This window comes from Sphingomonas yabuuchiae, assembly GCF_014199595.1.
GTDB lineage: Bacteria > Pseudomonadota > Alphaproteobacteria > Sphingomonadales > Sphingomonadaceae > Sphingomonas > Sphingomonas yabuuchiae.
Map to the genome: position 1 here is coordinate 1 of NZ_JACHNX010000008.1, position 24,845 is coordinate 24,845.

Consider the following 24,845-nt stretch of genomic DNA (forward strand, 5'->3'; position numbering starts at 1 on the left):
CTGGCGGGGATGAAGGACTCCAAGATCATCGTCGCGATCAACAAGGACGAGGATGCGCCGATCTTCCAGGTCGCCGATATCGGCCTGGTCGGCGATCTCTTCACCGTGGTGCCCGAGCTGACCGAGAAGGTGTAAAACCTTCTCCTCCGCGCGAACCAACATTCCCGCCCTGCAAGGGGAGGGGGGCCATGCGCAGCATGGTGGAGGGGTGTCCCGCTATCGCGAGGGTGACACCCCTCCGTCAGACCTGACGGCCTGCGCTTTCCTTGCAAAAGCAGGAATGATGAGAGATTTAAATCTGGATTAAGATTCTCGGCATAGCATCTCCGCGCTTTCGTGGAGTGCCTTATGAAACCAGCCGAGCCCCTCGCGCTGAACCATAGCTGGCCCTTGTTCGAACGCGGACTGCGTTTCGACCTGGGGTGTCTGGATTCGCCTGACCTTACACCGGCGGGGACCGATGATGCGTGGCTGACCGCGCATGGCATCGGGCGCTGGTCCTGCGATCTGGAGTCCCAAAGCCTGAACTGGTCGGCGGGTGTCTTCCGTCTCTTCGACTGGCAACCGGATCGCCCCCTGGAGCGGCTTGGCGTCTTGCCCCTTTACCGATCCGAGTCCCTGTCGGCGGTCGAGCGGCTACGCGCCTATGCCATCCGGCATCGACGTGGCTTTACCATCGATGCGCAAATCCAGGCGCCGGGCGGCTCACGCTGGATGCGGATCGTCGGCGCACCGCAATGTCGGGGCAAGCATGTGGTAGCGCTACATGGCCTGAAATTCGACGTGAGTGGCGAATATCGCTGATCTATGTGAGGAAAAGCCTGCAAATTCCGTTGCCTGCTTGTTAGCGCCACGAAGCTTTGGCTACCATTCGCATATGACAGACAATATCACGGGAGGGGGCGGTCGCCGCGTGCGGACGATCGCGGATCTGGCGGAAATGGCGGGTGTGTCGCCCGGCACCGTCTCGCGCGCGCTGGCGGGCAAGTCGCTGGTCAATGCCGAGACGCGGACGCGGATCCAGGCGCTCGCCGACCTGCACGGCTTTCGCCCCAATCAGATGGCCAGCCGCCTGCGGACCCGCCGCACCGGCGTGATCGGCATCGTCGTTCCGCTGGGCCATGACCGGCGCCAGCATCTGTCCGACCCGTTCTTCATGACCATGTTGGGCCATCTGGCCGATGCGCTGACGGAGAACGGCTATGACGTGATGCTGTCGCGCGTCATCCCGGACGCACCCGACTGGCTGGACCGTGTGGTCGATAGCGGCATGGTCGACGGCGTGCTGCTGATCGGCCAGTCGAACCAGTATGACGCGATCGAGCGCGTCGCCAGCCGCTATCGTCCGCTCGTCGCCTGGGGCGTCAACCTGCCGGATCAGGTCCATGCCGCGGTCGGCACCGACAATGCCAAGGGCGGCTATCTGGCAGGTCAGCGGCTGATCCAACGGGGCGCGCGTCGTATCGCCTTTCTGGGCGATATCAGTGCTCCGGAAATCCGCCAGCGCCATGACGGCCTGGCGCGCGCCATGGCCGAGGCCGGGCTGGATGGCGGTCCGGTTCAGCTTTCCACCCATCTCGCCTCCGAGGTGATGGAGCAGGAAATCGCCGCGCATATCGACGCGCTGCTGGAGCAGGGCGGGGGAACCGTTGCAATCGATGGGATCGTGGCGGCGTCGGACATGATCGCAATGACCGCCGTTCGGGTCCTCGCCGACCGCGCGATCGCGGTGCCCGAGACGCTGCCCGTCATCGGCTATGACGACCTGCCGCTCGCCGCCCAGGCGGTGCCGCGCATCACCACCATTCGCCAGGACATTGCGGCAGGCGCCAAGGCGATGGTCGACGCGCTGTTCGCCCGGATCGGCGGGGGCGAGGCGGGGTCGGTGGTGCTCGACCCCGAACTGGTGTTGCGCGAAACGGCCTGAGGACTTTCCTTGGCTGAAAGGGGAGGGGCGGTTGTGAGGGCAAGGACCCTCGCAACTGGTGACACCCCTCCGTCAGGCCTGCGGTCTGCCAAATAGCTTACGCGATCGTCACCCGGTCGCCATCGAACGCCAGTTTGAACCAGGGGGCGGCCGTCCCGCCGAACCGCTCCCGACGAAGCGCGACGTCCTCGCTCGCGTCGCGGCCTTCCATGCCCCAATAATCGACGAAGCTGGTGACATCGCCTTCGCCCGTGACCCACCAGCAATAGGCCTGGGTCGGCTCTTCCACCGGATTGCCCGCAACCAACCCGGTGCCGTTGACCGGCCGCCAAGGCCCCGCAACGCTGTCCGCGACCATCGCATAGAGCCCGGTCGGCGCGCCGAGGCCGGGGGCGAAGCGCTTCGCCTGGGTCGACCAGAAGCAGTAATATAGGCCATTGCGGACGATGATGTGCGGCCGCTCCAGCTCGGCATTGACGCCGAGCGATTCGATCAGCGGTGGCTGGATGGTCCAGCGCTCGCCCTCACGCCTGGCGACGCCGACCACGCCGTCGATATCCTGCTTCACCCAGCCTGCCGAGCCGACGAACAACAGATACTCCGCGCCGTCCGCCGGATCGCGGAAATAGCCGGGGTCGCGAAAGCCCTTTATGCCGCCATTTTCCGGCTCGGCCTGGTTGGCGACGATGTAATGATGGCCGTCCGCTGCGACGCTCTCCACTGGCTCGCTCCAGCCTTCGGTGCGGGCGTTATCGCCCTCGATGATGAAGCGCCCTTCCGTCTCGAACAGCCGCTGTTCGAAGGTGCGGGGTTGGCCGCGCCGTCCCGAGGCGGTGAAATACATGGTCAGCGTCGTGTCGTCCTCGCCCAGCACCGCAGAGCCCGACCATTCGCGGCTGCCCGGCGTGAAGCCGTCGGCAAAGGTCACGCCATGATCGCGCCAGCCGTCCGCGCCATAGCTGGTCAGGCGGATGCGTGCTTCGTCATGGCGCATCTCGGGGTCCGACAAACGCGGCGTCGCCAGGAAGAACCACCAGCTGCGCCCGCCGAAAAAGGCGGTGCGGCCATCGGCATAGGCGATCTGCCACATGTCCCAGAAATCATGGTCGGACAGGATCGGCACGACATCGGCGGCGGTGAAGACCGGCAGGCGCGCATCGGCCTGTGCCGGGATGCCGTCCAGTGCGTCAGCCGACCAGTGGGTAGGAGCGTGGGTGTCGGTCATGATACCTCAGGGAAGATCGAAACGGGGATCAGGCTTGCGGGGCGGCGCCGAGCGGCAGCCCCTGAGCATTGCGGGCGCGCACCGTGTAGACGGAGACAGCGGCCAGCAGCATCAGCACGCCGCACAGCGTCAGCACGTTGCGCGGATCGCCGCCCAGCCAGCTTTGATAGAAGAGCGGCAGCGTCACGCCGAAGATCAGCATCGGGATGACGATCATCATGTTGAAGATGCCCATATAGACACCCGTCCGCTCGGGCGGGATAGAGCCCGCCAGGATGACATAGGGATTGCCCATCATGCTCGCCCAGCCCAGGCCGATGCCGATGGCGGGCAGGAACAGCATCGCCTTGCTGGTCATGTGCGGCATCACCATCATGCCGATGCCGGTGATGACGAGACAGGCGGCATGGAGCGGCGCGGCGCCGATCCGCCTGGCGAGCGGCACCATCGCAAAGGCCGCGACGAAGGCGACGCCGTTATAGAAGGCGGCCACCTCTCCATTGGTCAGCACCGCGGCATGGAAACCGGAGGACGTCGCGTCCGCCGTGCCATAGACCGAGCGGCCGATCGCGTAGATCACGTAATTCCAATAGGCCATCATGGCATACCATTGGAACAGGCTCATCAGCGCCAGCTTGCGCATCGGCAGCGGCATGTCGCGGATCGCCTCGCCGATTTCCTTAAGCGTCGCCCCGATGCCCTTGGGCGCAGCGGCGATGCGCGCCCGCTCCTCGGGCGCCAGCGGCAGCTCGGGCACCCGCTTGATCGACCAGACGATGGTGACGAAGGACAGGACCGCGCCGATCATGAAGACCACGCGCGCCGTATAGGGAATGTTGTGCCCGTCCACCCAATCCGGGTTCATCCCCGCCCAGACCAGGATCGAGGGCGTGAGGAAGGCGAGCATCTGCGCCAGCCCGGTAAAGGCGCTCTGCGTCAGGAAGCCGATATTATGCTGCGTCCCGTCCAGCCGGTCGGAGACATAGGCACGGTACGGCTCCATGGTGATGTTGTTGCCCGCATCCAGGATCCAGAGCAGCGACACCGCCATCAGCAGCGACGAGCTGAGCGGCATGAAGAACAGGCCGAAGGCGCACAGCACCGCGCCGATCAGGAAATAGGGCGTCCGCCGCCCCCAGCGGCTGTCGGTCCGATCGCTCATCGCCCCAATCAGCGGCTGGATCAGCAAGCCCGTCATCGGCCCGGCCATCTGCAACAGCGGAATCTGCGCCTCGGATGCGCCCAGATAGCTGTAGATCGGCGCCATGTTGCCCTGCTGCAGCCCGAAGCTGAATTGCAGCCCCAGGAAGCCCAGATTCATCTCCAGAATCCGGGTCAGCGAGAGGCGGGGCTTCAGCGGCACTCCGGTTCCGGCAGTGGGGGTGGACGGGGTCATGCGGGTCCTCTCGCACGCGGGGGTGGGCCTGTAGTCTATCGCTGGCTTGCCGCGTCGGGGCCATCATGCCGTGGTGGATCATAGATTGCAACAAACGATTGCATAGTGGGTTCGCGACGATTGCTTGCCATGCTTGATGCTTTGCCGGATTGTGTTTCAAGAGGGAGGAAGAGTTTGATGTCTTTGGGGATATTGGCGCTGACGATCGCATCGGCGGGCCATGGTGCCGCCCCGTCGCAGGTGATTTGCGAACTCGGTCGGGTGGTGGTTGCGGATATGCCGCCTTCCTCCGATCGCGGCATCTATTTCATCGAAACCAATCCGGCGCAGGATGGGCTGATGAAGATGTGTCCGCATTTGGCGCATAAGCTGCCAGCCGGATATGCGGCGGCCGATGACGATGCGCGATCGCGAGCGGCCGAACATGTGCCGACGCCAGGGCCGCAGCGCCCGCCGGCCGTCATCGCCACGATCGGCGTGCCACTGATCGCCGCCGATGGTCGGTCCGCGACGGTTAAGGTCACTACCGAATGCTCCGGCATGTGTGGCAGTGGCATGCTCTATCGCTATGTGAGGACCGCCAAAGGATGGCGTCGAGACGGAAAGCCGACACCCTCTTGGGTCTCCTGACCCCCGCTCACCGCCCACCGGGCGGCAGGTTGGTCTCCAGATAGCGGGTCATCAACGAATAGAGGTGGATGCTGGTATTCTCGCCCTCATAGATGCCGTGGCTGCGGTCGGGATAGGCCATCATCGTGAACGACTTGTTGAAGTGGATCAGGCGATCCACCAGCTGATCCTGGTTCTGGTAATGAACATTGTCGTCCAGCGTGCCGTGGATCAGCAGCAGATTGCCCTTCAGCCGGTCGGCGAAATTGATCGGCGAGCCGTTCCTGTACCCTTCCGCATTATCCTGCGGCAGGCCCATGTAACGCTCCTGATAGATGGTGTCGTAGAGCTTCATGTCGGTCGGCCCCGCCACCGCGATGCCGGTCTTGTAGAGGTCCGGATAGCGGAACAGCGCGTTCTGGGTCATCGCGCCGCCGCCGCTCCAGCCCCAGATGCCGATCCGGGCGGGATCGATATAGGGCCGCGTGCTCAGCATCTTGCGCACCCCCGCCGCATAATCGGCGGAGGCGAGGATGCCGACCTGGCGATAGATGCTCTTGCGCCAGTCATGCCCTCGCGGGGTCGCGGTGCCGCGCGGGTCGAGGCTGGCGACCAGATAGCCCTTTTGCGCCAGCATCCGGTGCCACAGCCCCTGCGCCCCGGCCCAGCGGTCCGCGACCGTCTGGCCCCAGGGCTCGCCATAGACGAAATAGAGGATCGGATAGCGCTTGGTCGGATCGAAGCCCGGCGGCTTGATCAGCCAGCCGTCGAGCTGCGTGCCGCCGCCGATATCGACGCGGAAGAACTCGGTGGCGGGCAGGCCGGTCTTGCGGATGACCTGGGCCAGCGGCGCATTGGCGGCCAGGGTGCGAAGCGGCTGCTGGCGGGTCATGTCGAGCATGTCCGTCACCGGCGGCGCGTCGAAGCGCGAAACGGTGTGCAGCGCCCAATGCTCGCCCGGCGCGATGTCGTAGCTGTGCGTGCCGGGCTGGTTCGCAGGCGTCAGCCGCTCGACCTTGGGCGCGCCCGACAGGGTAGTGCGATAGAGGTAACGCTGGGTCGGATTGTCGGGTGAGGCGATGAACCAGGCATAGCCCGTCTTTTCATCGACGTTCAGCAATTCGACCACATCGAACTTGCCCGGTGTGCGCAGCGTCGCGCGGCCGCTCGCGCGGTCGATGGTGTAGAGGTGGCGCCAGCCGTCGCGCTCGGACAGCCAGGTGAAGCTGCGCCCGCCGTTCAGCCATTCGGGGGCGACGTTCGCCTCGACCCAGGCGGCGTCCTTCTCGACCATGATCGGCTTGACCGCGCCGGTCGCGGGATCGCCGAGCAGGACGTTGAACCTATTCTGGAGGCGGTTGGATTGCTGGATGAACAACGCGTCCGAACCGCCCGCCCAGCTGATCTGCGGCACGTAATTCCGGCGCGGGTCGCCCGTCAGCTTGAACCAGCGGGTGGCGCCGTCGGCCACATCGATCACGCCGGTCGTGACCGCCGAGTTGGTCGTCCCCGCCTTGGGATATTGCAGCGGGATCACCTGCGCATATTGGCCGCCGGTGTTCTTCACCATATCGAAGGTGCCGACGCCCTTCGTATCGAACCGCAGAAAGGCGATGCGGCGCGAGTCCGGGCTCCACTCGAACGCGCGGTGGACCGAAAATTCTTCCTCATACACCCAGTCGGCCAGGCCATTGACGACATAGTCGTCGCCGTCTCTGGTCAACGCGGTGGCTGCGCCGCCCTCGATCGGTTCGACATAAATATTGTTGCCCCGGACATAGGCGATGCTGCGGCTGTCCGGCGAGACGGTCGCGTAGAGCAGGGTCGAGGGCGCGGCATCGCCACCGATCTTGTGCAGCCGCTTGGCGGTCGTGTCGTACAGCCAGTAATCCGACAGCGCATTGGTCCGGCGGAAGCGCTTGCCATTGGTCTGGATCAGCAGCCAGCGCTGGTCGGGCGACCATTCATAGCTGTCGATGCCCAACGGCGCGCTTGCCCCCTGCGGGATCAGATCGGCGGCCGCGACGACGACCTGTCGCTGTCCATCGGCGATCGCATAGCGGACGATATCCTGTCCGCCCTTGGGCGCGTCCTCGAGCGCGAGGTAGCTCTCACCGTCCTTGCCCCAGCGGCTGGCGCGAACGGACTGGGTGCGCACCGCCCCCGGACCGAAAATCCCCTCGACCGACAAGGCACCGGAGGGCGCGGCGGCCGGCGTCGTGGACGAGGCGTCGGACGGCGGCACGGGCACGGGCGTCTGGGCCAAAATCGGGGCCGCCAAAGCGACCGACGATAGCGAAACCAAAAATCCGGACATCCGCCAGCACGACCGCATCGACCCACCCACTGCTTGATCAGAAGCATCGGAGCCTAACGGCTGCTTCCAAAATCGTATACTGAAATCTGCGTGAAGATCGGCCGCGATGGGATTAGGGCATCGGCGGTGGCGATCACGAAGGGACGGGTCGGTTGATGGATGCAGGAATCGAGCATGTCGCGATCATCGGCGGCGGCTTTGCGGGCACGTTGCTGGCCATCAATCTGGTGCGCCATGGCGGTCCGCGCGCGACGCTGATCGAGCGGCGCGCCAATCAGCTGGCGCGCGGCGTCGCCTATAGCGCGGCGCATGCCGAACATCTGCTGAACGTGCGCGCGGGCAATATGAGCGCGCTACGCGACGATCCCGATCATTTCGTCCGCTGGCTGGTCGCGCGCGGGACGGGGGATGCCAAGACTTTCGTGCCCCGCCGCGTCTATGGCGACTATCTACGCGACCTGTTGATGGAGACGATCGCGGCGGACCCGGCACGGCTGACCCTGGCGAGCGGCGAAGTGGTGGCGCTGGAGCAGGCCGGGCAGGGCTATCGCCTCGAAATGGCGGAGGGTGCTGGGCTGACGGCCGATGCGGTGGTGCTGGCGCTGGGCAACCTGCCGCCGCACACGCCGCCGGGGATCGATCCGGCGGTACTGGCGGATGGATGCTATCGCGAAGATCCTTGGGCGGGCGATATTGCCGAGGGGTTGGGCGCGGATGACCGGGTGCTGCTGGTCGGCAGCGGGCTGACCGCGATCGATGCGGCGTTGCTGCTGGACGCCAGCGGGTTCGGCGGGCGGACCGTCGCCATGTCGCGTCGCGGACTGGCCCCGCGCCGCCATGCCGAGACGCCGCCGGTCGCTCCTCTGCGCGAACGTCCCGCCGCCAGCCTGTCCGCGCTGGTGCGGCATGTGCGTTGCGCGGCGGAGGAGCAGGGCTGGCGCGGGGCGGTCGACGCATTGCGGCCCGTCACCCAGATGATGTGGGGCGCGGCGGATGGTGCGACGCGGGGGCGCTTCCTGCGGCATTTGCGGCCCTATTGGGACGTGCATCGCCATCGCCTGGCGCCATCGGTCGCCGATCGGGTGGAGGCGTTGATCGAAGCGGGGCGCTTGTCGGTCGCAGGCGGCAAGCTGGTGCGGGTCGAGCCCGATGGCGAGGGCGCGATCGTGCACTGGCGTCCGCGCGGGACGGAGGGTGTGGAGGCGCTGCGGGTAGCGCGGATCGTCAACTGTACCGGGCCGCAGGGCGATCTGCTGCGATCACGCGAGCCGCTGATCCGGCAGTTGCTGGGGTCCGGGATGATCCGCCCCGACGCGCTTCGTATCGGCTTGGAGGTCGATGCGCAGAGCCATGTCGTAGCGGCGGACGGCGGTGCGGCCGAGCGGCTCTACTGCATCGGCCCGATGACGCGCGGCGGGCTGTGGGAGGTCGTGGCGGTGCCGGACCTGCGCCAGCAGAACTGGGAACTGGCGCGACGGCTGGCACATGCGCAATGGGTCGGCGGCGAGGGGCTGTAACCGACCCTCACCCTTCCGGCGCTTCGCGCCTCCCTCCCTCTCCCGATGGGAGAGGGAAGGGGCCCGCCCGCGTTAGCGGGTGGGAAGGGTGAGGGTGGATGCGGCTTAGATAGTCGCCCCGATCTTCGTCAGCCATTGCGCATGGCTCGGCATGGACTCCGCCATCTGCCCGATCGCACCCGCCAGTTTCGCCACGAAACCTCGGCTCTGCGCGGGATCGCCATAGGCCAGTAGTGGGTCCAGCCCCTCGGGCATGCTGAACTGCCCGATATGCACCGCTGCCCAGCTCGCCGGGCCGAACAGGTCCATGTCGCGCGCGACCAGCCTTCCGCTCTCGCGGAAATGCGCGATCTTCATCGCCAGCGTGTCGGGGATCGGCATGGCCGCGCATTCGCGCCACAGCGGGGAATCGGTCCGCTCGGTCAGCTTATAGTGCAGGATCAGGAAGTCCCGGATGCGCTCATATTCGGTGATCGCGACGCGGTTATATTCCTCGATCGCCGCAGGGGCGAAGGCTTGCGTGGGGAAGTATGCGAGCAGCTTGGCGATGCCCGCCTGGATCAGATGGATGCTGGTTGACTCGAGCGGCTCCATGAAGCCGCTCGACAGGCCGATGGCGACGACGTTGCGGTTCCACATCCGCTTGCGCCGCCCGGTGGTGAAGCGCAGGAAACGCGGATCGCCCAGCGCCGCACCATCGAGGTTCGCCATCAGCGTCGCGGCGGCCTGGTCGTCCGAAATATGGCGGCTGCAATAGACATAACCGTTGCCCGTCCGATGCTGGAGCGGGATGCGCCATTGCCATCCGGCCTCACGCGCGGTCGAGCGGGTATAGGGTGTCAGCCCGTCGCCGCCGGTTTCGCACGGCACCGCCACCGCGCGGTCGCAGGGCAGCCAATGCGTCCAGTCCTCATAGCCGGTGCCCAGCGCCTCTTCGATCAGCAGCCCCCGAAAGCCCGAGCAATCGACGAACAGATCGCCCGTCAGCGCCCGGCCATCGTCGAGCGTGACCGAGGCGACATGACCGCGCACCTCCTCCAGCGCATGGCCCGCAATCTTCCCTTCGACCCGTACCACCCCGCGCGCCTCCGCGTAGCGGCGCAGGAACTGCGCATAGAGCCCGGCATCGAAATGATAGGCATAGTCGAAGGTCGAGGCGACGCTGCGCGGATCGGCCATCGGCGCGGCGAAGCGTCCGCGCTGGCCCGCGCCCCAGGCCATGGACAGGTCGTCGAAGGCGATGCCGCTGCCCGGCCCGCCCGCCGCCAGCCAATGCTGATGCACCGCCACCAGATCGAAGGATTTGCCGTGCGTGCCGAAGGGGTGGAAATAGCGATGGCCCGCGCGTCCCCAGCCGACGAATTCGATGCCCAGCTTGAAGCTGCCCTTGGTCTCGCGCAGGAATTCGGCTTCGTCGATGCCCAGCGTCTGGTTGAACAGGCGGATCGGCGGAATGGTCGCCTCGCCGACGCCGACCGTGCCGATGGCGTCCGACTCCACGAGCGTGATCGACAGGCCGCGTGGGCTAGCATGGGCCAGTGCCGCCGCCGTCATCCAGCCTGCCGTGCCGCCGCCGACGATCACCACCGATCGGATCGCATCGGGGGAAGGGGTCGTCATCGCCATCTCTCCTTCGGGCACTCGCGGCCCTTCGCACTCTTAGCCGGTCGATCGGACAGGCGCCGCTGTGCTTTCTCGATCACAGATAGGTAAATTTCTTTGCAATGGTTTGCAATGATCCGTTGCAAACGATTGCGCGTGTGTTATCCAAAATGCACGACAGCCCGGACAGCGGGGCGAATCAGGAGAGGGTTATGACGACGAGCGTTCTGCGGTCTTGCGGATCGATGGCGGCCTTGGCGATGGCGTTGGTGAGTGCACCGACCCTTGCGCAGACGGCCCAGGCCCCGACCCCGGCGACCCAGGAGGGGGCCACCCCCGATGCCGGCGCGTCCAGCGAAGACATCGTCGTCACCGCGACCAGCGGCGAGCGCTCGCGTTTCCGCAGCTCGATCTCGGTGTCGCAGGTCAGCCAGGAGGCGATTCAGAACTTCACCCCGCGTTCGACCGCCGAAATCCTGCGCAACATTCCCGGCCTTCAGCCCAGCGACACGGCGGGCCCAGGCGGCAACGCCAATATCGGCGTGCGCGGCATTCCGGTGTCGACCGGCGGTTCGGAATATGTCTCGCTGCAGGAAGACGGTCTGCCCGACGTGCTGTTCGGCGACATCAACTTCGGCAACAACGACTATTGGCTGCGCTTCGACCAAAACATCAAGACGGTCGAGGCGGTGCGCGGCGGTTCGGCCTCGACCTTCGCCAGCCAGGCACCGGGTGCCGTCATCAACTTCATCAGCAAGACCGGTGACGTGGAAGGCGGCCAGATCGCCTATTCCAACGGCCTGGGCTTCCGCGAGCACCGCGTCGATTTCGACTATGGCGGGCCGATCGACGAGACGACGCGTTTCCATGTCGGCGGTTATGCGCGCAACGGCGGCGGCTACACCAACGAGAATTTCAACATTCTGCGCGGCTATCAGATCAAGGCGAACATCACCAAGGATCTGCCCGACAATCGCGGCTTCATCCGCCTGTACTTCAAGCGGCTGGACGAGCAGGCCCCGACCAACACCACCACGCCGACGCTGGCCACGCTGGACGGCGACCGGGTGACGGGCTTCACGCCGCTGCCCAATTTCGACGGGCGTTCGGGATCAGCCTATACGATCTACAACCGCAACTTCCAGTATCTGGACTATGATAATGGCGGCGTGAAGTCGGCCGAGGTGCAGGGCATCCATCCGCGCGTCACCGGCATCAGCGGTCAGGTGCATTACGACATCACCGACAATATCTCGCTGGACGACACGATCCGTTATCAGTGGATCAGCGGCAACTTCACGACCCAGTTCATCAACGTCCAGACGCGGACGGGCACCGGTGGCCTGATCGGGTCGACGGTGAACGGCCAGACGGTGGGCTCGATCCGCTATGCGGCGGGGCCGAATACGGGCCAGTTGTTCACGGGCGCCTATGTGAACAACAACCCCAACATCAACGTGTTCATGAAGAACATGGACAATTTCGCCAACAACCTGACGCTGAACGGCAAGTTTGACGTCGGACCGGGCAAGGCGCGGCTGACCGCCGGTCTGTTCGTGATGCGGCAGAACATCGTCCAGGACTGGCACGTGAACCGCCAGTATAGCGAGCTGAACGGTGAGAATGCCGCGCCGCTCGACCTGTTCTCGACCACCGGCACGCAGCTGACCGCCGCGGGCCAGGCCGGGTTCAACGACAATTGGGGCAGCTGCTGCGCCCGCCGGGTCGACCTGACCTATACCGATGTCGCGCCCTTCCTGCAGGCCGGTTACGAGGTCGGCGGGCTGAACCTCGACGCCTCGATCCGCTATGATAGCGTGCATGGCGAGGGCACCGCGCAGGGCGGTGTCGCGGGCCCGACGACCCGCGTGGCGGACGCGCTGGGCTCGGCGCTGATCCCGTCGCTGGTGCTCAGCCCGAACGTGGAGAAGATCAACTATACCGATGGCTATGTCAGCTGGTCGGTCGGCGCGCTCTATGCCTTCGACAGCAAGACCAGCGTCTTTGCCCGCGCCAGCCGCGGCGGCCGCTTCAACGCCGACCGTCGTGTCCTGTCGGGCAACTTCAACGCGGACGGCTCGCTGAATGCGCAGGGGCAGGCGACCTCGGTCAACTTCCTCAACCAGCAGGAAATCGGCGTGAAGCAGCGCGGCGGCCTGTTCGGAGCCTCCTACTCGGTCGAAGTCACCGGCTTCCACTCGACCCTGACCGAAAACAACTACGATTTCACCCGGATCAACAACCCGGCGCCGAACAACAATCCGAACATCTCGAACGGCTATCGCTCCTACGGTATCGAGTTTACCAGCCGCGTCACCTATAGCGACTTCCACCTGGCGGTCGACGCGACCTATGCGAATTCGAAGATCACCAGCAGCGCGACGCCCGGCCTGGTCGGGAAGAAGCCCGGCGGTCTGCCCGACTTCCTGTTCGTGGTGTCGCCGTCCTATGACGCCGGTCCGGTCGCGTTCGGCGTCAGCATGAACGGCCAGACCAGCACCAAGTCGGACGACTTCAACCTCTACACGATCAAGGGGTCCACCTTCTTCAACGCCTTCATCACCGTGCGGCCGATGGACAAGCTGGAACTGGGCCTCAACGCCAACAACATTTTCGACAAGCTCGGCTTCCGTGGCGGCGGCGGCATCTTCCCGGTCCTGTCCTCGACGCAAGGGGTGTTCAACAACACCGCGCTTTACGGGCGCACGGTGACGGCCTCGGTCCGCTACCGCTTCTGATCCAATCCCCTTGGGGCGGGTGCCACTTGGCATCCGCCTCATTTTTGTTTCAGGAGGCTGGCCATGACCGATGCGTCCCCACCCGCCCGCACCCTGAAGGACATTGCCCGGCTGGCGGGCGTGTCGCCCGGCACCGTCAGCCGCGCGCTGGCGGGCAAGAGCGTGGTCAATGCCGAAACGCGGGCGAGGATCGAGGCGCTGGCCGCCGAACATAATTTCCAGATCAACCAGATGGCCCGCCGCCTGCGCGCGCAGCGCACCGGCGTGATCGGCGTCGCCATTCCGCTGGGCCATGAGCGGCGGCAGCGATTGTCCGATCCCTTCTTCATGACGCTGCTCGGTCATCTCGCCGACGAACTGGCGTCGCGCGATCATGACGTGATGCTGTCGCGGATCATACCCGATGACGATGACTGGCTGTCACGGATCACCCGTTCGGGGATGGTCGACGGCGTGCTGCTGATCGGTCAGTCGGACCAGCTTTCGGTGATCGAGGCGGTGGCCGAAACCTATCGGCCGCTCGTCGTCTGGGGCAGCACCATGCCCGGCCAGCGTCACTGCGCGGTCGGCGTCGACAATCGGCTGGGCGGGCGGCTGGCGGGCGAGCATCTGATCGCGACGGGGCGTCGCCATATCGCCTTCATGGGAGAGGTTCGCACGCTGGAACTGGCGCAGCGCCATGCGGGGCTGTGCGACGCGATGGCCGATGCCGGACTGAAGCCGCCGCAGCAATTGGACGTGGCGCTCGCGCCCGAACTGATGCCCGACCAGATCGAGGACAATCTGGCACGGATGACGCGGGAAGGGCAGGGGATCGACGGCATCGTCGCCGCGTCGGACATGATCGCGCTGGCGACGATGGCGGCCCTGGTCGCCGGGGGGCGATCGGTGCCGGGCGATGTCGCGGTCACGGGCTTTGACGACCTGCCGCTGGCCGAGCGCGCCATCCCCCGGCTGACCACGATCCGACAGGATCTGGAGGCGGGGGCCAAGGCGATGGTCGAGGCGCTGTTCACGCGGCTGGACGGAACCGCTGCGCCGGGGCTGGAGATGCCGCCACGCCTGATCGTGCGCGACTCCGCCTGACAAAAACGGCGCGGTCTTCAGGGAGATCAGACCGCGCCGGGAAGGTTCAGGGAGTACGGAGGATGTCAGGCCAGCGTCAGGCCGACATCCACATTGCCGCGCGTGGCGTTCGAATAGGGGCAGATTTGATGCGCGGCCTCGACCAGCTTCTCGGCCTCGGCGCGATCGATGCCCGGCAGTTCGACGGTCAGGTCGGCGGTGATGCCGAACCCGCCCGCCGCGCGCGGACCGATGCCGACCTTGGCCGACACGGCGACGTCATCGGGAATCTTCACCTTCAGCTGCTGGCCCGCCACCTTGAGCGCGCCGATGAAGCAGGCCGAATAGCCCGCCGCGAATAGCTGCTCCGGGTTGGTGCCGTCGCCGCCGGCGCCGCCCAGTTCCTTGGGCGTCGACAGCTTGACGTCGAGCGTGCCGTCCGGGGTGCTCGCCTGGCCGTCACGGCCACCCGTGGCACGCGCCTGGGTCTGGTACTTCACGTCGATCGTCATGATGGTGTCTCCGATATTCCTTATCGCGATACATATATGGGGTGGCGGAACGGACTTGTCCAGCGCTTCTTTTATCGTGATATACATTTCACCCTAAAGGGAGATGGCAAATGTCGGCCCCATGGCCGCTCGACGAACAGCTGTGTTTTACGGTCTATGCCGCCAACATGGCGATCCAGCGCAGCTACAAGCCGATGCTCGACCAGCTCGGCCTGACCTATCCGCAATATCTGGCGCTGCATGTCCTGTGGGAGGAGGATGGGCGCACGATCGGTGCGATCGCGCATCGCCTGTCGCTGGAGTCCAGCACGGTCACGCCGCTGGTCAAGCGGCTGGAGGTCGCCGGGCTGCTGGTGCGCGAACGCGATCCGCAGGACGAGCGGCAGGTGCGGGTCAGCCTGACCCCCGCCGGGCGCGAGATGCGCGATCGGTGCGGCTGCCTGGGTGAGGAGCTGATCGCCCGGTCGGGGATGGAGGTTGATGACCTCAAGGCCCTGAAGGCCGAGGTGCACGCCCTGCGTCTGGCGCTCGAACGGCGGGACGGCGCGGCGGCGTGATCCTCTACGATCATCCGCTGTCCTCCTACGGGCAGAAGGTGAAGATCGCGCTCCGCGAAAAGGGCATCGCCTTTACCCGCATGCTGCCGGATGATTTCGGAACGGGGCGGCAGGATACCGCCTTCGCCGCCGCCAATCCCCGGACCGAAGTGCCGGTGCTGATCGTCGAGGGCGGGCAACCGATCTTCGATTCCACGATCATTCTCGACTATCTCGACGAACGCTGGCCCGAAACGCCGCTGATGCCGCGCGACCCGCTCGTCCGCGCCCGCCAGCGCGAGATCGAAGAGATTGCCGACAGCCAATATGAGGCGGTGAACTGGGGCTATGGCGAGATCCTGTGGTTTCGCCGGGCCGAGGGGGCGCTGGCGGACGATATGCGCCATGTCGCGGCGACCGACACGCGGGTGCTTCAGGCGTGGCTGACGAAGCGATTGGGCGATGCGCCGTGGTTCGGCGGCGAGACGTTCGGGCGGGCCGATGCGGCGGTGGCGCCGATGGTCAACCGCTCGGTCCATTATGGGCTCGGACCGGTGGCGGGATCGCCGCTGGCGCTGTGGCATGAGCGGGTTTCGGCGCGGCCCGCGATTGCAGAAACCTTTGCCGAGTTCGATGCGGCGGCGGCGCATATGGCGCAGGCGGCCGATCATTACCGCAGCGGCGGGCGACGGCGCGAATATCGCGATCACCGGTTGGAATGGATGATCCGCTCAGGTGGAGTGCCGGTGGTGTTGGAGGGGTTACGCGAGGATAATATCCGGTTTTCGTGGCCGGGTTAGGGGCGTGCGCTTCGGCTTCGCTCAGCGTGAACGGCTTTCGGTACAAGGCCCCAAAACCCCAACCTCCGTTCAGCCTGAGTGAAGTCGAAGGCCAAGGGAAACCCTATGACTTCTGCGCCAAGGTAAACACCACCCCCGGCGCATCCCGCAGCGTCACGTACAGTAACCCATTCTGCACCTGAGGCCCCGCCAGTCGCGACGCCGTAAACCCCGGAGGCACGCTGATCGCCCCGGCCATGTCGGCACTCGCCGCCACCCGGTCGATCAGGAACAGGTCGCGCCCGGCCATCTGGCACCCATCGGCGCCACAGGTGATCGCATCGATCCCGGGCAGCCGGACCAGCGTGGCCAGCGGGCTCCAGTCGCCCTTGATGCCACCGCGCACGATCCGATAGCGCAAGCCCCCCGCCGCCGCCGGACCCAGCCGCGCCGGATCGAGCGTCGCCACCGCGATATCGGGCGAAGACAGCCGGACGTCGCGCCCGCCGTCCAGCATCACCGACGCGCTGCCATCGGCGGTGCCGACCTCGATCGCGTCGGTCGGGGCCAGTCGCAGGCCCTCGGCCGCGCGGACCGAGAAGGTCAGGCGGCTATTGTCGGGCAGGATCGCCTCGTCCCTGGTCGCCAACGTAACCGCGCCCGCCGCCGCCTTGGGCGTCAGGCTGCGCGCGATCAGCGTCGCGGCGGGGCGCGGCGGCGCGGCGGTGATCGGCACCGACAGGGTGCGTCCATCGGTCAGCCTGATCTTCGCGCTGGTGCCCGACGGCAAGCGGCCATCGGCGGCGGTGACGACCAGCCGGTCTGTATCGCCTTCGCGGGTCACGCTATCGGGTGAGAGGCGGACATCGCCAATCTCGACCCCGGCAATCTCGTCCAGCCGCTGTCCGGTCAGCGTCGCGAACCGGTCTCCCTTGGCCAGCGTCACCGTGTCGATCCGGCTGGCGGGCGAGAACGCGCGCAAGGCGACCGTGCGCGGGGCGGCGTCGCCGATCTGCTGCACCTCCAGCGTCACGCCACCCGCCCGCGCCGATTTCAGCGGCAGGGTGACGTTGATCCCGTCCGCCCCGCGCAAGGTGAAGGGCACCGACTGCTGCGCCCCCGAGCCGCTGCGCATCGTTACGCCGGTCACGCAGGCGGCGGCGGGGCCGGTCAGCGCGACGCTGTTGTCGCGGCCGACGACCAGGCTCTGGCCGCTATCGTCCGCGCGCCAGTCTCCGCTGCCCGGGAATTGCAGCGTGAAGCTGGGGCCCTCGAAGCTGTCGAAACCCCAGGCGCCGTGCAGCTTGGCGGACGCCTTGCCCGACAAGGCCCCCGCAGGCAGCGGATCGCTCAGGACATAACCCCCGCGATCGGCCCGCGCGCGGACGGGCAGGTCGATCCGCTTGCCGTCGGCGGTGGTGATCGACACCATCATGTTGCGCGCGAACGCCGTCGAATAGATCAGCGGCGCGCCCTCGACCGGTAGGACCAGGCCCGGCCGCGCCCCGCAGAGCGGCACGTCGCCGGTGACGCGCAGGCGCGGCGGGCTGACCGCGTCGATGGCGGGCATCGCGGCGACCAGCACCGATTTGGGCTTGGCGAAGGAGGGGGCTGCGTTGAGCAGCAGCGCCATCCGGTCCCCGTCCCGCGTGGCCAGCGTCGGCAGATAGCCGAATTGCGGATTGCCGAACGCGCCGAACACCCGCGCAATGTCGCGGACCACGGCGATATAGGGACTGTAATAGCCCAGCCCGGCCTCGCGCGTATAGCTGACCTGCAAGGCCAGATCGGTCGGCGCGCCGATCAGCGTGTCGGTCATCGAACTGCTATGGATGTCGGCCAGAACCAGATTTTCCTGGTTTTCGAGCAGACAGGCCGCCTGCAACTCGATCACCTTGGCCAGGCAGTCGGGGTTCAGCTTGATCGCCAGGCTGTTCGACAGGGCGGGCGCGAGAGTGCGCAGGAACTCGGGGTGGCTGTTTTCCTGTGCGCGGATCGCCGCGACAAAGGCGTTCAGCCGCGAACGGTCGAGCGAGGCCTGGTTCAAATCCTGCACCGCACGGACGAACTCGCCCGGCCGGTCGCGCACCGCATCGACGATGGTGCCCGATGCGCCGCCCGTTTCCGGCACCAGGAACAGCGCCATCTGCCGTGCGCCCTTGGGCACGGTCAGGGTCAGGCGGCGATCCTTGTCCTTGGGTTTCCAGGTCTCGGCCGACTTCACCCAGTCCTTGGGCGGCGGATTGGTCGCGCCGCTCAGAAAGGCGGAGAAGAGGATGTAATGCGCCCGCTGGTCGCGCGGCAGGTCCGCCTCGATCGTCAGCCGGTCGCCGGTGGCGAGATTGGGCACCTCGGCGATGGGCAAAGTGCGGTCGCCGCGCGTGACGGAAATGCGCAACGCTGGCCCCGGCAGGTCGAACGGGGCCGGATCGGCGGCGCAGAGCGGGCTTTCGACCAAAGCGGCCGCCGCGAGCGCCAGCGCCATCAGCGGGCGTGAGAGGGGAAGGCGAGGGAGCATGGCGGCGACTTAAGGCGCAGACGGCGGCAGGGATCAAGCCATTCGCGGCAGATGACATGCGGGCGTCATCTGTGTTTTCACATTCCTCCCCTGCAAGGGGAGGGGGACCAGCGAAGCTGGTGGAGGGGTGTAACCGCTGCTGGTGACACCCCTCCGCCAGCCCTTCGGGCTGCCACCTCCCCTTGCAGGGGAGGACGGAATGTTCAGCCGAGCTTGTCGGCGGTCTTCGTCTCGAAATCGCTGGCGTCATGTCGTTCGCGCAACTGCTCGGACGGCTCGCCGAAGGTGCGGTTGACCATGCGCCCGCGCTTCACGGCAGGACGGGCGTCGATCTCGCGCGCCCAGCGCACGACATGGGTATAGTCCTGCACCTGAAGGAATTCGGCAGCGTCATAGAGGCGGCCCAGCACCAGCTGCCCGTACCAGGGCCAAATCGCCATGTCGGCGATGCTGTATTCGTCGCCTGCGACAAAGGCGTTATGCTCCAGCTGGCGGTTCAGCACGTCGAGCTGGCGCTTGGCCTCCATTGCATAGCGGTCGATGGCATATTCGATCTTCACCGGCGCATAGGCATAGAAATGGCCGAAGCCGCCGCCCAGGAACGGCGCGCTGCCCATCTGCCAGAACAGCCAGGACAGGACACGCGCCCTGGCGGTCGGATCGGTCGGCAGGAACGCGCCGAAGCTTTCGGCCAGATGGACCATAATCGCGCCGGATTCGAAGATGGCGAGCGGCTCGGACCCACGCCGGTCGACCAGTGCGGGGATCTTGGAATTGGGATTGACCGCGACGAAGCCGCTGCCGAACTGATCGCCATCGGCGATGCTGATCAGCCAGGCGTCATACTCCGCCCCCGCATGACCGGCCGCGAGCAATTCCTCCAGCAGGATCGTGACTTTGACGCCGTTGGGGGTGCCCATCGAATAGAGCTGGAGCGGATGCGCGCCGACCGGCAGGTCCTTGTCATGCGTCGCCCCTGCGACGGGGCGATTGATGGCGGCGAAGCGTCCCCCGCTTTCCTTGTCCCAGGTCCAGATGGCGGGCGGGGTATAGGCGTCGTCGCTCATGGCTCGTAGCTCCAGCTTTGTCCGGTGCGGGAGATGGGCGGGGGCGATGGCGAAAACAACCGCGACCGTGCCTTTTATTTCGCTGGCGGAATGGGCAGGTCGCGGCGGACGTATAGCAGCTCATGCCGCTCCTCGCGCGGGATCGCCATGACCAGCCGATAGTCGCGTGCCAGAGCGCCGGAGACCTGTGCCTGCGTCGCGGCATTCCAGGGCGAGAAGGGATCGTCGAGCGTCACGATGGCGGGCGGACGCTGGGCGAGGATACGGGCGACCTCGGCGCTTTCGTCGATCCCGATCGCGCCGCGCTCCGCCTCATAGGCCAGCGAGGAGGGGAAAGCGTAGGCGGTCGGAATGCAGCCGCCCGACAAATGGTAAAGGCTGGAGTCCCCCGCAAACACATAAGGGCATTCGCGCCCGTCCACCGCCGCCATCACCCGCGCCATGCGGCGGATGCCGTCGCCCTCACTTGGGTCGTTGGTGGCGGAGTGGAAGACGAACAGCCCGGCTCCGATCGTGAACACCGCAACCACCGCCTTTCGGCTGAGCGCGAAGGCCGGGGCAGCGGCAAGCGCCAGTGGTGCGACCAGCGGCAGGGCATAATGATCGAAAAACGCCCCGATCATCGCAAAGGCAATAAGCGCGAAGCCCAGCCAGATGCGGGTCAGCGTCAGCGCCGGATGCTTCGGCCCCTTGCGCCAGCTATAGACCGCACAGGCGATCAGCGGCAGCAGTTGCCCGCCGATCCCCGCGAGCCGCCCGATGATCTTGGCCGCCGGATAGCCGCGCCGCAGCGTGATCGAGGTGAAATTGGCGAACCAAAAGGCGTCGAATGCCGCTGCATCGCCCAGCCAGAAAGACAGCACGACCAGCCCCGTCGGCAGCAGCCCGAGTAGCATCCAGGCCAGCGCCGCCGACATCACGACCACGACATTCGCCCGCGCCCGCCAGAGATACCAGAGATGCGCCAGGCCGAAGAACGCGCCCTCCACCAGCGGGGTATATTTGATCTGGATCGCGATCCCCGCCAGCAGACAGGCGACGGCGCCGCTGATGACGATCGCGCCGACCGCCCGCCGCTCGGCGAGACGTGGCAGTTCCAGCGTCAGCACGGCGGCGGCGGTCATCGCCAGATTGTAGAAGACCGGCGACTGGCCGCTTCCGCCGCTGAGCAGCGGCAACCACAGGATATAGGCTGCGCCCGCCGCCAGTCCCGCCGGAAAGCCGAGGCCCATGCGCCGTACGGCCAGCCAGATCAGCCATCCGGTCGCGGCGGTACAGAGCGTTCCGATCAGCTGATAGGCCAGGAACCCGTCACCGGGCAGCAGGCGAAAGCCGGAGAATAGCAGGAACAGACCCGGCGGCTTGCGGTCCCACAGATCGATGTAGAGCCGCGCGCCGTGCAGGATGCGGTCGCCGACCAGCAGATAATATTGCTCGTCGACATGGGCGACCGGATTGCCGAAGTCGCGTATCCTGGTCAGCACCGCAAAGGCCAGCAGGACCAGCGCGGCACCGATCGGCCGGTTCAGGAACAGCCGAAAACCACGCGGCATCGAAGAAGCGGGGCGGGCAGGCGTCAATTCCGTCATCACGAACCCTGTTGGAGGATGGGCGACGGGCGGAGCAAAGTCCTGTGGACCCGGCCCGGTGCGCCGCCGCCCATGTCATCGACACCGGGGCTTTCGCAAAGAAAATCGACATGGTTCCCGGTCGAGTGAAAATATTTTCAGCCACCATGTCCGGTTCGGCGGGGACTGCTTCGTCTTAGCCATGAACACCTCTGGTTGTGGCTCCGGCCGCTGCCGGGTGGGGGCTTCGGCAACCAGGTGGTTTGGTCGTTTTAAGGGCGGGGTGGGGTAATGCTGCTCGATGCGGAAGGCGCGGCCTGGCGGAATGCCACGGCTTGGGCCCAGGCGGGGAAGACGGAACGGACGGGCGCCTATGTCGCGCCATGCTGGACCGTGGTCGTGCCCTTTTTCAACGAGGAGCGCGATCTCGCCTCCACGCTGGAAAGCCTGGCGGCGCAGACGGTGCGGTTCCGGCTGGTGCTGGTCGACAATGGCTCGCTCGACGCCAGCGCGCGTGTGGCGACCGATACCTGCGAGCGGCTGGGGCTGGACCATATCCTGCTCCACCAGGGTTTGCCGGGCAAGATCAATGCGCTGCACCTGGGCCTCGAATATGTGTACACGCGCTTCGTCGCGACCTGCGATGCCGACACCTATTATCCGGCCGATTATCTGGCGCAGGCGCAAGCCCTGCTGGAAAAGCCCGGCTGCGTGGTCGCCGGGGCCTATTTCGTCGCGCCGAAGGACGGTGAGGCGGAGCGTCGTCGCGAGTCCACCGCGATCCGGCTGGCCGCACGGTTCCTGCCGCGCCAGTGCCATGCGGGCGGCGCGGGCCAGGCCTTCCGGACCGAGGCGCTGAAGGCCGCGGGCGGGTTCGATGCGCGCCGCTGGAATTTCGTGCTGGAGGATCATGAGGTCATCCACCGCGTCATGCGCCACGGCACCATGGCCTATGCCGATGGCTTCTGGTGTGTGCCCTCCGACCGCGAGCGCGACCGGGAGTCGATCCGCTGGACGCTGACCGAGCGGCTGGTCTACAGCATCGCCGCGCCGTTCGCGGGGGACTGGTTCTTCTACGATTTCCTCGCGAAGCGACTGCGCGCGCGGCGGCTCACGACTGAGCGCATGCGCGAGCGGGCCTATCAGCAACTGGCGGGGGTCGTGGGTGAACCGGCTTATTCTCTGCGCTGACGATTTCGCCTTTTCCACCGAAGACAGTCTGGTCATCGCCGAGCTGCTGCGCTCGGGCAAACTGAACGCGACAAGCTGCATGACCCTTCGTCCGAACTGGATGGAGGACAGCGTGATGCTGCGGTCCGTGCCGCAAACGGCGCAGATCGGCCTGCACCTGACCCTGACCGAGGAAGCGCCGATCCACCCCAATGGCTTTACCCAGGACGGGGTGATGCCGGGAATCGATCCATTGACGCGGTTGGCGTCGCGCGGACAACTCGACCCGGCCGAGATCACCCGCGAGGTCGAGGCGCAGTTCGACCGGTTCGAGGCGGCGATTGGCCGTCCGCCCGCCTTTGTCGACGGGCACCAGCATTCGCACGCGCTGCCCGGTGTCCGCCCGATCGTGCTGGCGATCACGCGGCGGCGTGCGCCCGGAGCCTGGGTGCGTACTTGCGAGGACCGGCTGGTCGGACTGCTCGGGCGGCCATGGCGTGGCAAGGCGATCGGCAGCGCCTATCACTCGCGCGGCCTGACCCGTGCGGCGGAGGCGGCGGGGCTGCACTGCAACCGGGGTTTTGCCGGGCATTATGGCTTTGACGGCCGCTTTGCCGAGGCGTTGCCGCGTTTCTTGGATCATGGCGGGGCGGAGCATCTGGTGATGTGCCATCCCGGTGCGGGCAAGCGGGCGGGTGACGTGATCGCGGCGGCGCGGCGCGACGAAGCCGATGTCTTGCGCGCCGTTTCGGTGTCTGACATGGCGGCGCAACGCGGGCTGGCCTTCGCCGCCTGATACGAGGGCGGTCTTTGGGTAATCATGGTCTGGAAGGCCGGTTCATGGAGGCGCGCCCGCTGCTGCGCCGCCTGCTGGCCGCCCGGCTCGGCTCGCCCGACGAAGCGGAAGATGCGCTTCAGGACCTCTGGCTGCGCGTTTCCGGGCTCGACGCCACGTTGATCGACCAGCCCATTCCCTTTCTCTGTCGCATGGCGACCAATTTGGCGACCGACCGCCGTATCGCCGCCGCCCGGCGCGGCGTGCGGGACGGCGCGTGGGAAGAGGTGCAGCCGCAATCCGCCGAATATGCCGATCCCGAACGGATCGCCTCGGGCCGCAGCGAACTGGCCCAGGCGCATGCGATGATCGCGCGGATGCCCGACCGGATGCGCGAGGCCTTCACCCTGTTCCGCTTCGAGGAACGGCCGCAACGCGACATTGCGGAGCAGATGGGCATCACCGTCAGCGCCGTCGAAAAGCTGCTGCGCCGGGCCTATCAATTTTTGCAAGAAAATCGTGATGCCGAGGGTGCGGATCGGACGTGTCGGCGTCGTCCTGACAGTGGAAGGAGCGGGGACGAGTGACGCGGGAGGAACAGGCGATCGACTGGCACGTCCGGCAGCGCGACATGAGCGCGGCCGAATGGGACGCCTTTGCGACCTGGCTGGAAGACAGCCCGGCCAATGCGCGCGCCTATGACGCGGTGGCGATGGCCGATGCCCTGCTGGCCGATCCGATGGCCGAGCCGGAACCCGTCATCGTGGAAACGCCGGTAGCCGCCAACGACAACAGGGGGTGGGGTCGTTGGTGGCTGATGGGCGGCGTCGCGGCGGCCGTCGCGCTGATCGCGGGGCCGGTGCTGATGCAGGCGCGCCCCGATATCCGGGTCGAACAGACCCGGCCTGGCGAGACGCGGGCCATTGCCCTAAACGACGGCACGCAGGTCGAGCTGGCGGGGGGATCGCGGCTTCGGCTCGACCGCAACGACACGCGGGTCGCGACGCTGGAAAGCGGGCAGGCACTCTTCCGCGTGCGGCACGACGCCTCCGCTCCTTTCGAACTCCGCTCGGGCGACGTTGCCATCCGCGACGTGGGGACGGTGTTCAACGTCCGGCGTGAGGGGGCTCGGCTGGACGTGACGGTCGCGGAAGGGGCGGTCGCGCTCGCCCCCCGTGGCCAGACGATGCAACTGACCGCCGGGCAGGGGGCACGGCTGGACGAGGCGCGGGGCAGCCTGCGCCGCGTGCAGGTCGATCCGGCGATGGTCGGCGGCTGGCGTCGCGGCCTGCTGGACCTCGACGGCGATACGGTCGACACGATTGCTGCACGATTGCAATCCGCCTATGGCATGCGGATCGCGGTGGAGGGGCCGTTGGCGAAACGCAGCGTCACCGGGCTGGTCCGGGTGACGGGGGACGCCAGCCGGGACGTTCCACGTCTTGCGAAGCTGATCGGAGCGGAGTGGCGCCAGAGCGGTGGGGACTGGATTTTGCGGGCGTCGGACGGGGTTTATTGAACGCG

General features: G+C 66.5%; 20 protein-coding genes and 1 pseudogene. 13 read left to right on the plus strand and 8 right to left on the minus strand.

Going from position 1 to position 24,845, the window contains the following annotated elements; all coding sequences use genetic code 11:
- From GGQ89_RS11060 to GGQ89_RS11070, 3 genes and pseudogenes are all read left to right on the plus strand, one after another.
- Window positions 1-135 (plus strand): annotated as a pseudogene (locus tag GGQ89_RS11060) (electron transfer flavoprotein subunit alpha/FixB family protein); the annotation flags it as partial.
- A gap of 213 nt (window positions 136-348) precedes the next feature.
- Entirely contained in the window at window positions 349-804 is a 456-nt protein-coding gene (locus GGQ89_RS11065) for a hypothetical protein (protein ID WP_184105824.1), read from the plus strand.
- 73 nt (window positions 805-877) lie between these two features.
- Entirely contained in the window at window positions 878-1,927 is a 1,050-nt protein-coding gene (locus tag GGQ89_RS11070; RefSeq protein ID WP_184105825.1) for a LacI family DNA-binding transcriptional regulator, read from the plus strand.
- Between the two features lie 97 nt (window positions 1,928-2,024).
- Here GGQ89_RS11070 and GGQ89_RS11075 read toward each other — a convergent pair whose 3' ends face one another.
- Entirely contained in the window at window positions 2,025-3,152 is a 1,128-nt protein-coding gene (locus GGQ89_RS11075) for a glycoside hydrolase family 68 protein (RefSeq protein ID WP_184105826.1), read from the minus strand.
- Between the two features lie 28 nt (window positions 3,153-3,180).
- A complete protein-coding gene (locus GGQ89_RS11080) occupies window positions 3,181-4,548 on the minus strand; it encodes an MFS transporter (protein WP_184105827.1) in 1,368 nt (455 codons plus the stop codon).
- Window positions 4,549-4,668: 120 nt separating this feature from the next.
- Here GGQ89_RS11080 and GGQ89_RS11085 point away from each other — a divergent pair, with 120 nt between their 5' ends.
- On the plus strand, window positions 4,669-5,178 hold the full coding sequence (locus tag GGQ89_RS11085) for a hypothetical protein (protein WP_184105828.1): 510 nt from the start codon (window positions 4,669-4,671) through the stop codon (window positions 5,176-5,178).
- A 7-nt stretch (window positions 5,179-5,185) separates the two neighbouring features.
- Here the strand turns inward: GGQ89_RS11085 and GGQ89_RS11090 are convergent, their stop codons facing one another.
- Complete coding sequence (locus GGQ89_RS11090; RefSeq protein ID WP_240456378.1) at window positions 5,186-7,438, minus strand: S9 family peptidase; 2,253 nt, start codon at window positions 7,436-7,438, stop codon at window positions 5,186-5,188.
- Window positions 7,439-7,629: 191 nt separating this feature from the next.
- Here GGQ89_RS11090 and GGQ89_RS11095 point away from each other — a divergent pair, with 191 nt between their 5' ends.
- The gene (locus GGQ89_RS11095; protein WP_184105830.1) at window positions 7,630-8,991 is read left to right on the plus strand and encodes an FAD/NAD(P)-binding protein; all 1,362 of its coding nucleotides are present in this window, start codon (window positions 7,630-7,632) and stop codon (window positions 8,989-8,991) included.
- A gap of 105 nt (window positions 8,992-9,096) precedes the next feature.
- On the opposite strand, the gene GGQ89_RS11100 is transcribed toward GGQ89_RS11095, so the two are convergent.
- On the minus strand, window positions 9,097-10,611 hold the full coding sequence (locus GGQ89_RS11100; protein WP_184105831.1) for a tryptophan halogenase family protein: 1,515 nt from the start codon (window positions 10,609-10,611) through the stop codon (window positions 9,097-9,099).
- A gap of 194 nt (window positions 10,612-10,805) precedes the next feature.
- On the opposite strand from GGQ89_RS11100, the gene GGQ89_RS11105 reads away from it, so the two are divergent.
- The gene (locus GGQ89_RS11105) at window positions 10,806-13,331 is read left to right on the plus strand and encodes a TonB-dependent receptor domain-containing protein (RefSeq protein WP_184105832.1); all 2,526 of its coding nucleotides are present in this window, start codon (window positions 10,806-10,808) and stop codon (window positions 13,329-13,331) included.
- Between the two features lie 63 nt (window positions 13,332-13,394).
- Window positions 13,395-14,417: a LacI family DNA-binding transcriptional regulator gene (locus tag GGQ89_RS11110; RefSeq protein WP_184105833.1), complete on the plus strand. Its 1,023-nt coding sequence runs from the start codon at window positions 13,395-13,397 to the stop codon at window positions 14,415-14,417.
- Between the two features lie 65 nt (window positions 14,418-14,482).
- On the opposite strand, the gene GGQ89_RS11115 is transcribed toward GGQ89_RS11110, so the two are convergent.
- On the minus strand, window positions 14,483-14,908 hold the full coding sequence (locus GGQ89_RS11115) for an organic hydroperoxide resistance protein (protein WP_076716757.1): 426 nt from the start codon (window positions 14,906-14,908) through the stop codon (window positions 14,483-14,485).
- A gap of 110 nt (window positions 14,909-15,018) precedes the next feature.
- Between GGQ89_RS11115 and GGQ89_RS11120 the strand changes: the two genes are divergently transcribed.
- Entirely contained in the window at window positions 15,019-15,465 is a 447-nt protein-coding gene (locus GGQ89_RS11120) for a MarR family winged helix-turn-helix transcriptional regulator (protein ID WP_184105834.1), read from the plus strand.
- On the plus strand, window positions 15,462-16,244 hold the full coding sequence (locus GGQ89_RS11125) for a glutathione S-transferase N-terminal domain-containing protein (protein ID WP_184105835.1): 783 nt from the start codon (window positions 15,462-15,464) through the stop codon (window positions 16,242-16,244). The genes GGQ89_RS11120 and GGQ89_RS11125 overlap by 4 nt, the downstream gene beginning before the upstream one ends.
- Before the next feature lie 103 nt (window positions 16,245-16,347).
- Here GGQ89_RS11125 and GGQ89_RS11130 read toward each other — a convergent pair whose 3' ends face one another.
- From GGQ89_RS11130 to GGQ89_RS11140, 3 genes are all read right to left on the minus strand, one after another.
- The gene (locus GGQ89_RS11130) at window positions 16,348-18,708 is read right to left on the minus strand and encodes a hypothetical protein (protein ID WP_244955781.1); all 2,361 of its coding nucleotides are present in this window, start codon (window positions 18,706-18,708) and stop codon (window positions 16,348-16,350) included.
- Between the two features lie 236 nt (window positions 18,709-18,944).
- Window positions 18,945-19,808: a glutathione-dependent disulfide-bond oxidoreductase gene (gene yghU / locus GGQ89_RS11135; protein ID WP_184105837.1), complete on the minus strand. Its 864-nt coding sequence runs from the start codon at window positions 19,806-19,808 to the stop codon at window positions 18,945-18,947.
- Window positions 19,809-19,882: 74 nt separating this feature from the next.
- A complete protein-coding gene (locus GGQ89_RS11140) occupies window positions 19,883-21,361 on the minus strand; it encodes an ArnT family glycosyltransferase (protein ID WP_184105838.1) in 1,479 nt (492 codons plus the stop codon).
- Between the two features lie 306 nt (window positions 21,362-21,667).
- Here GGQ89_RS11140 and GGQ89_RS11145 point away from each other — a divergent pair, with 306 nt between their 5' ends.
- The 4 genes from GGQ89_RS11145 to GGQ89_RS11160 are packed head-to-tail and all read left to right on the plus strand — an operon-like array spanning window position 21,668 to window position 24,840.
- Entirely contained in the window at window positions 21,668-22,567 is a 900-nt protein-coding gene (locus tag GGQ89_RS11145) for a glycosyltransferase family 2 protein (RefSeq protein WP_221238931.1), read from the plus strand.
- The gene (locus GGQ89_RS11150; protein WP_184105839.1) at window positions 22,542-23,342 is read left to right on the plus strand and encodes a ChbG/HpnK family deacetylase; all 801 of its coding nucleotides are present in this window, start codon (window positions 22,542-22,544) and stop codon (window positions 23,340-23,342) included. The genes GGQ89_RS11145 and GGQ89_RS11150 overlap by 26 nt, the downstream gene beginning before the upstream one ends.
- 14 nt (window positions 23,343-23,356) lie before the next feature.
- Window positions 23,357-23,908, plus strand: a complete 552-nt coding sequence (locus GGQ89_RS11155; RefSeq protein WP_240456376.1) for an RNA polymerase sigma factor — start codon at window positions 23,357-23,359, stop codon at window positions 23,906-23,908.
- Window positions 23,905-24,840, plus strand: coding sequence for a FecR domain-containing protein (locus GGQ89_RS11160; RefSeq protein WP_184105841.1), 936 nt, complete (start codon window positions 23,905-23,907; stop codon window positions 24,838-24,840). The genes GGQ89_RS11155 and GGQ89_RS11160 overlap by 4 nt, the downstream gene beginning before the upstream one ends.
- The last annotated feature ends 5 nt before the right edge of the window (window positions 24,841-24,845 follow it).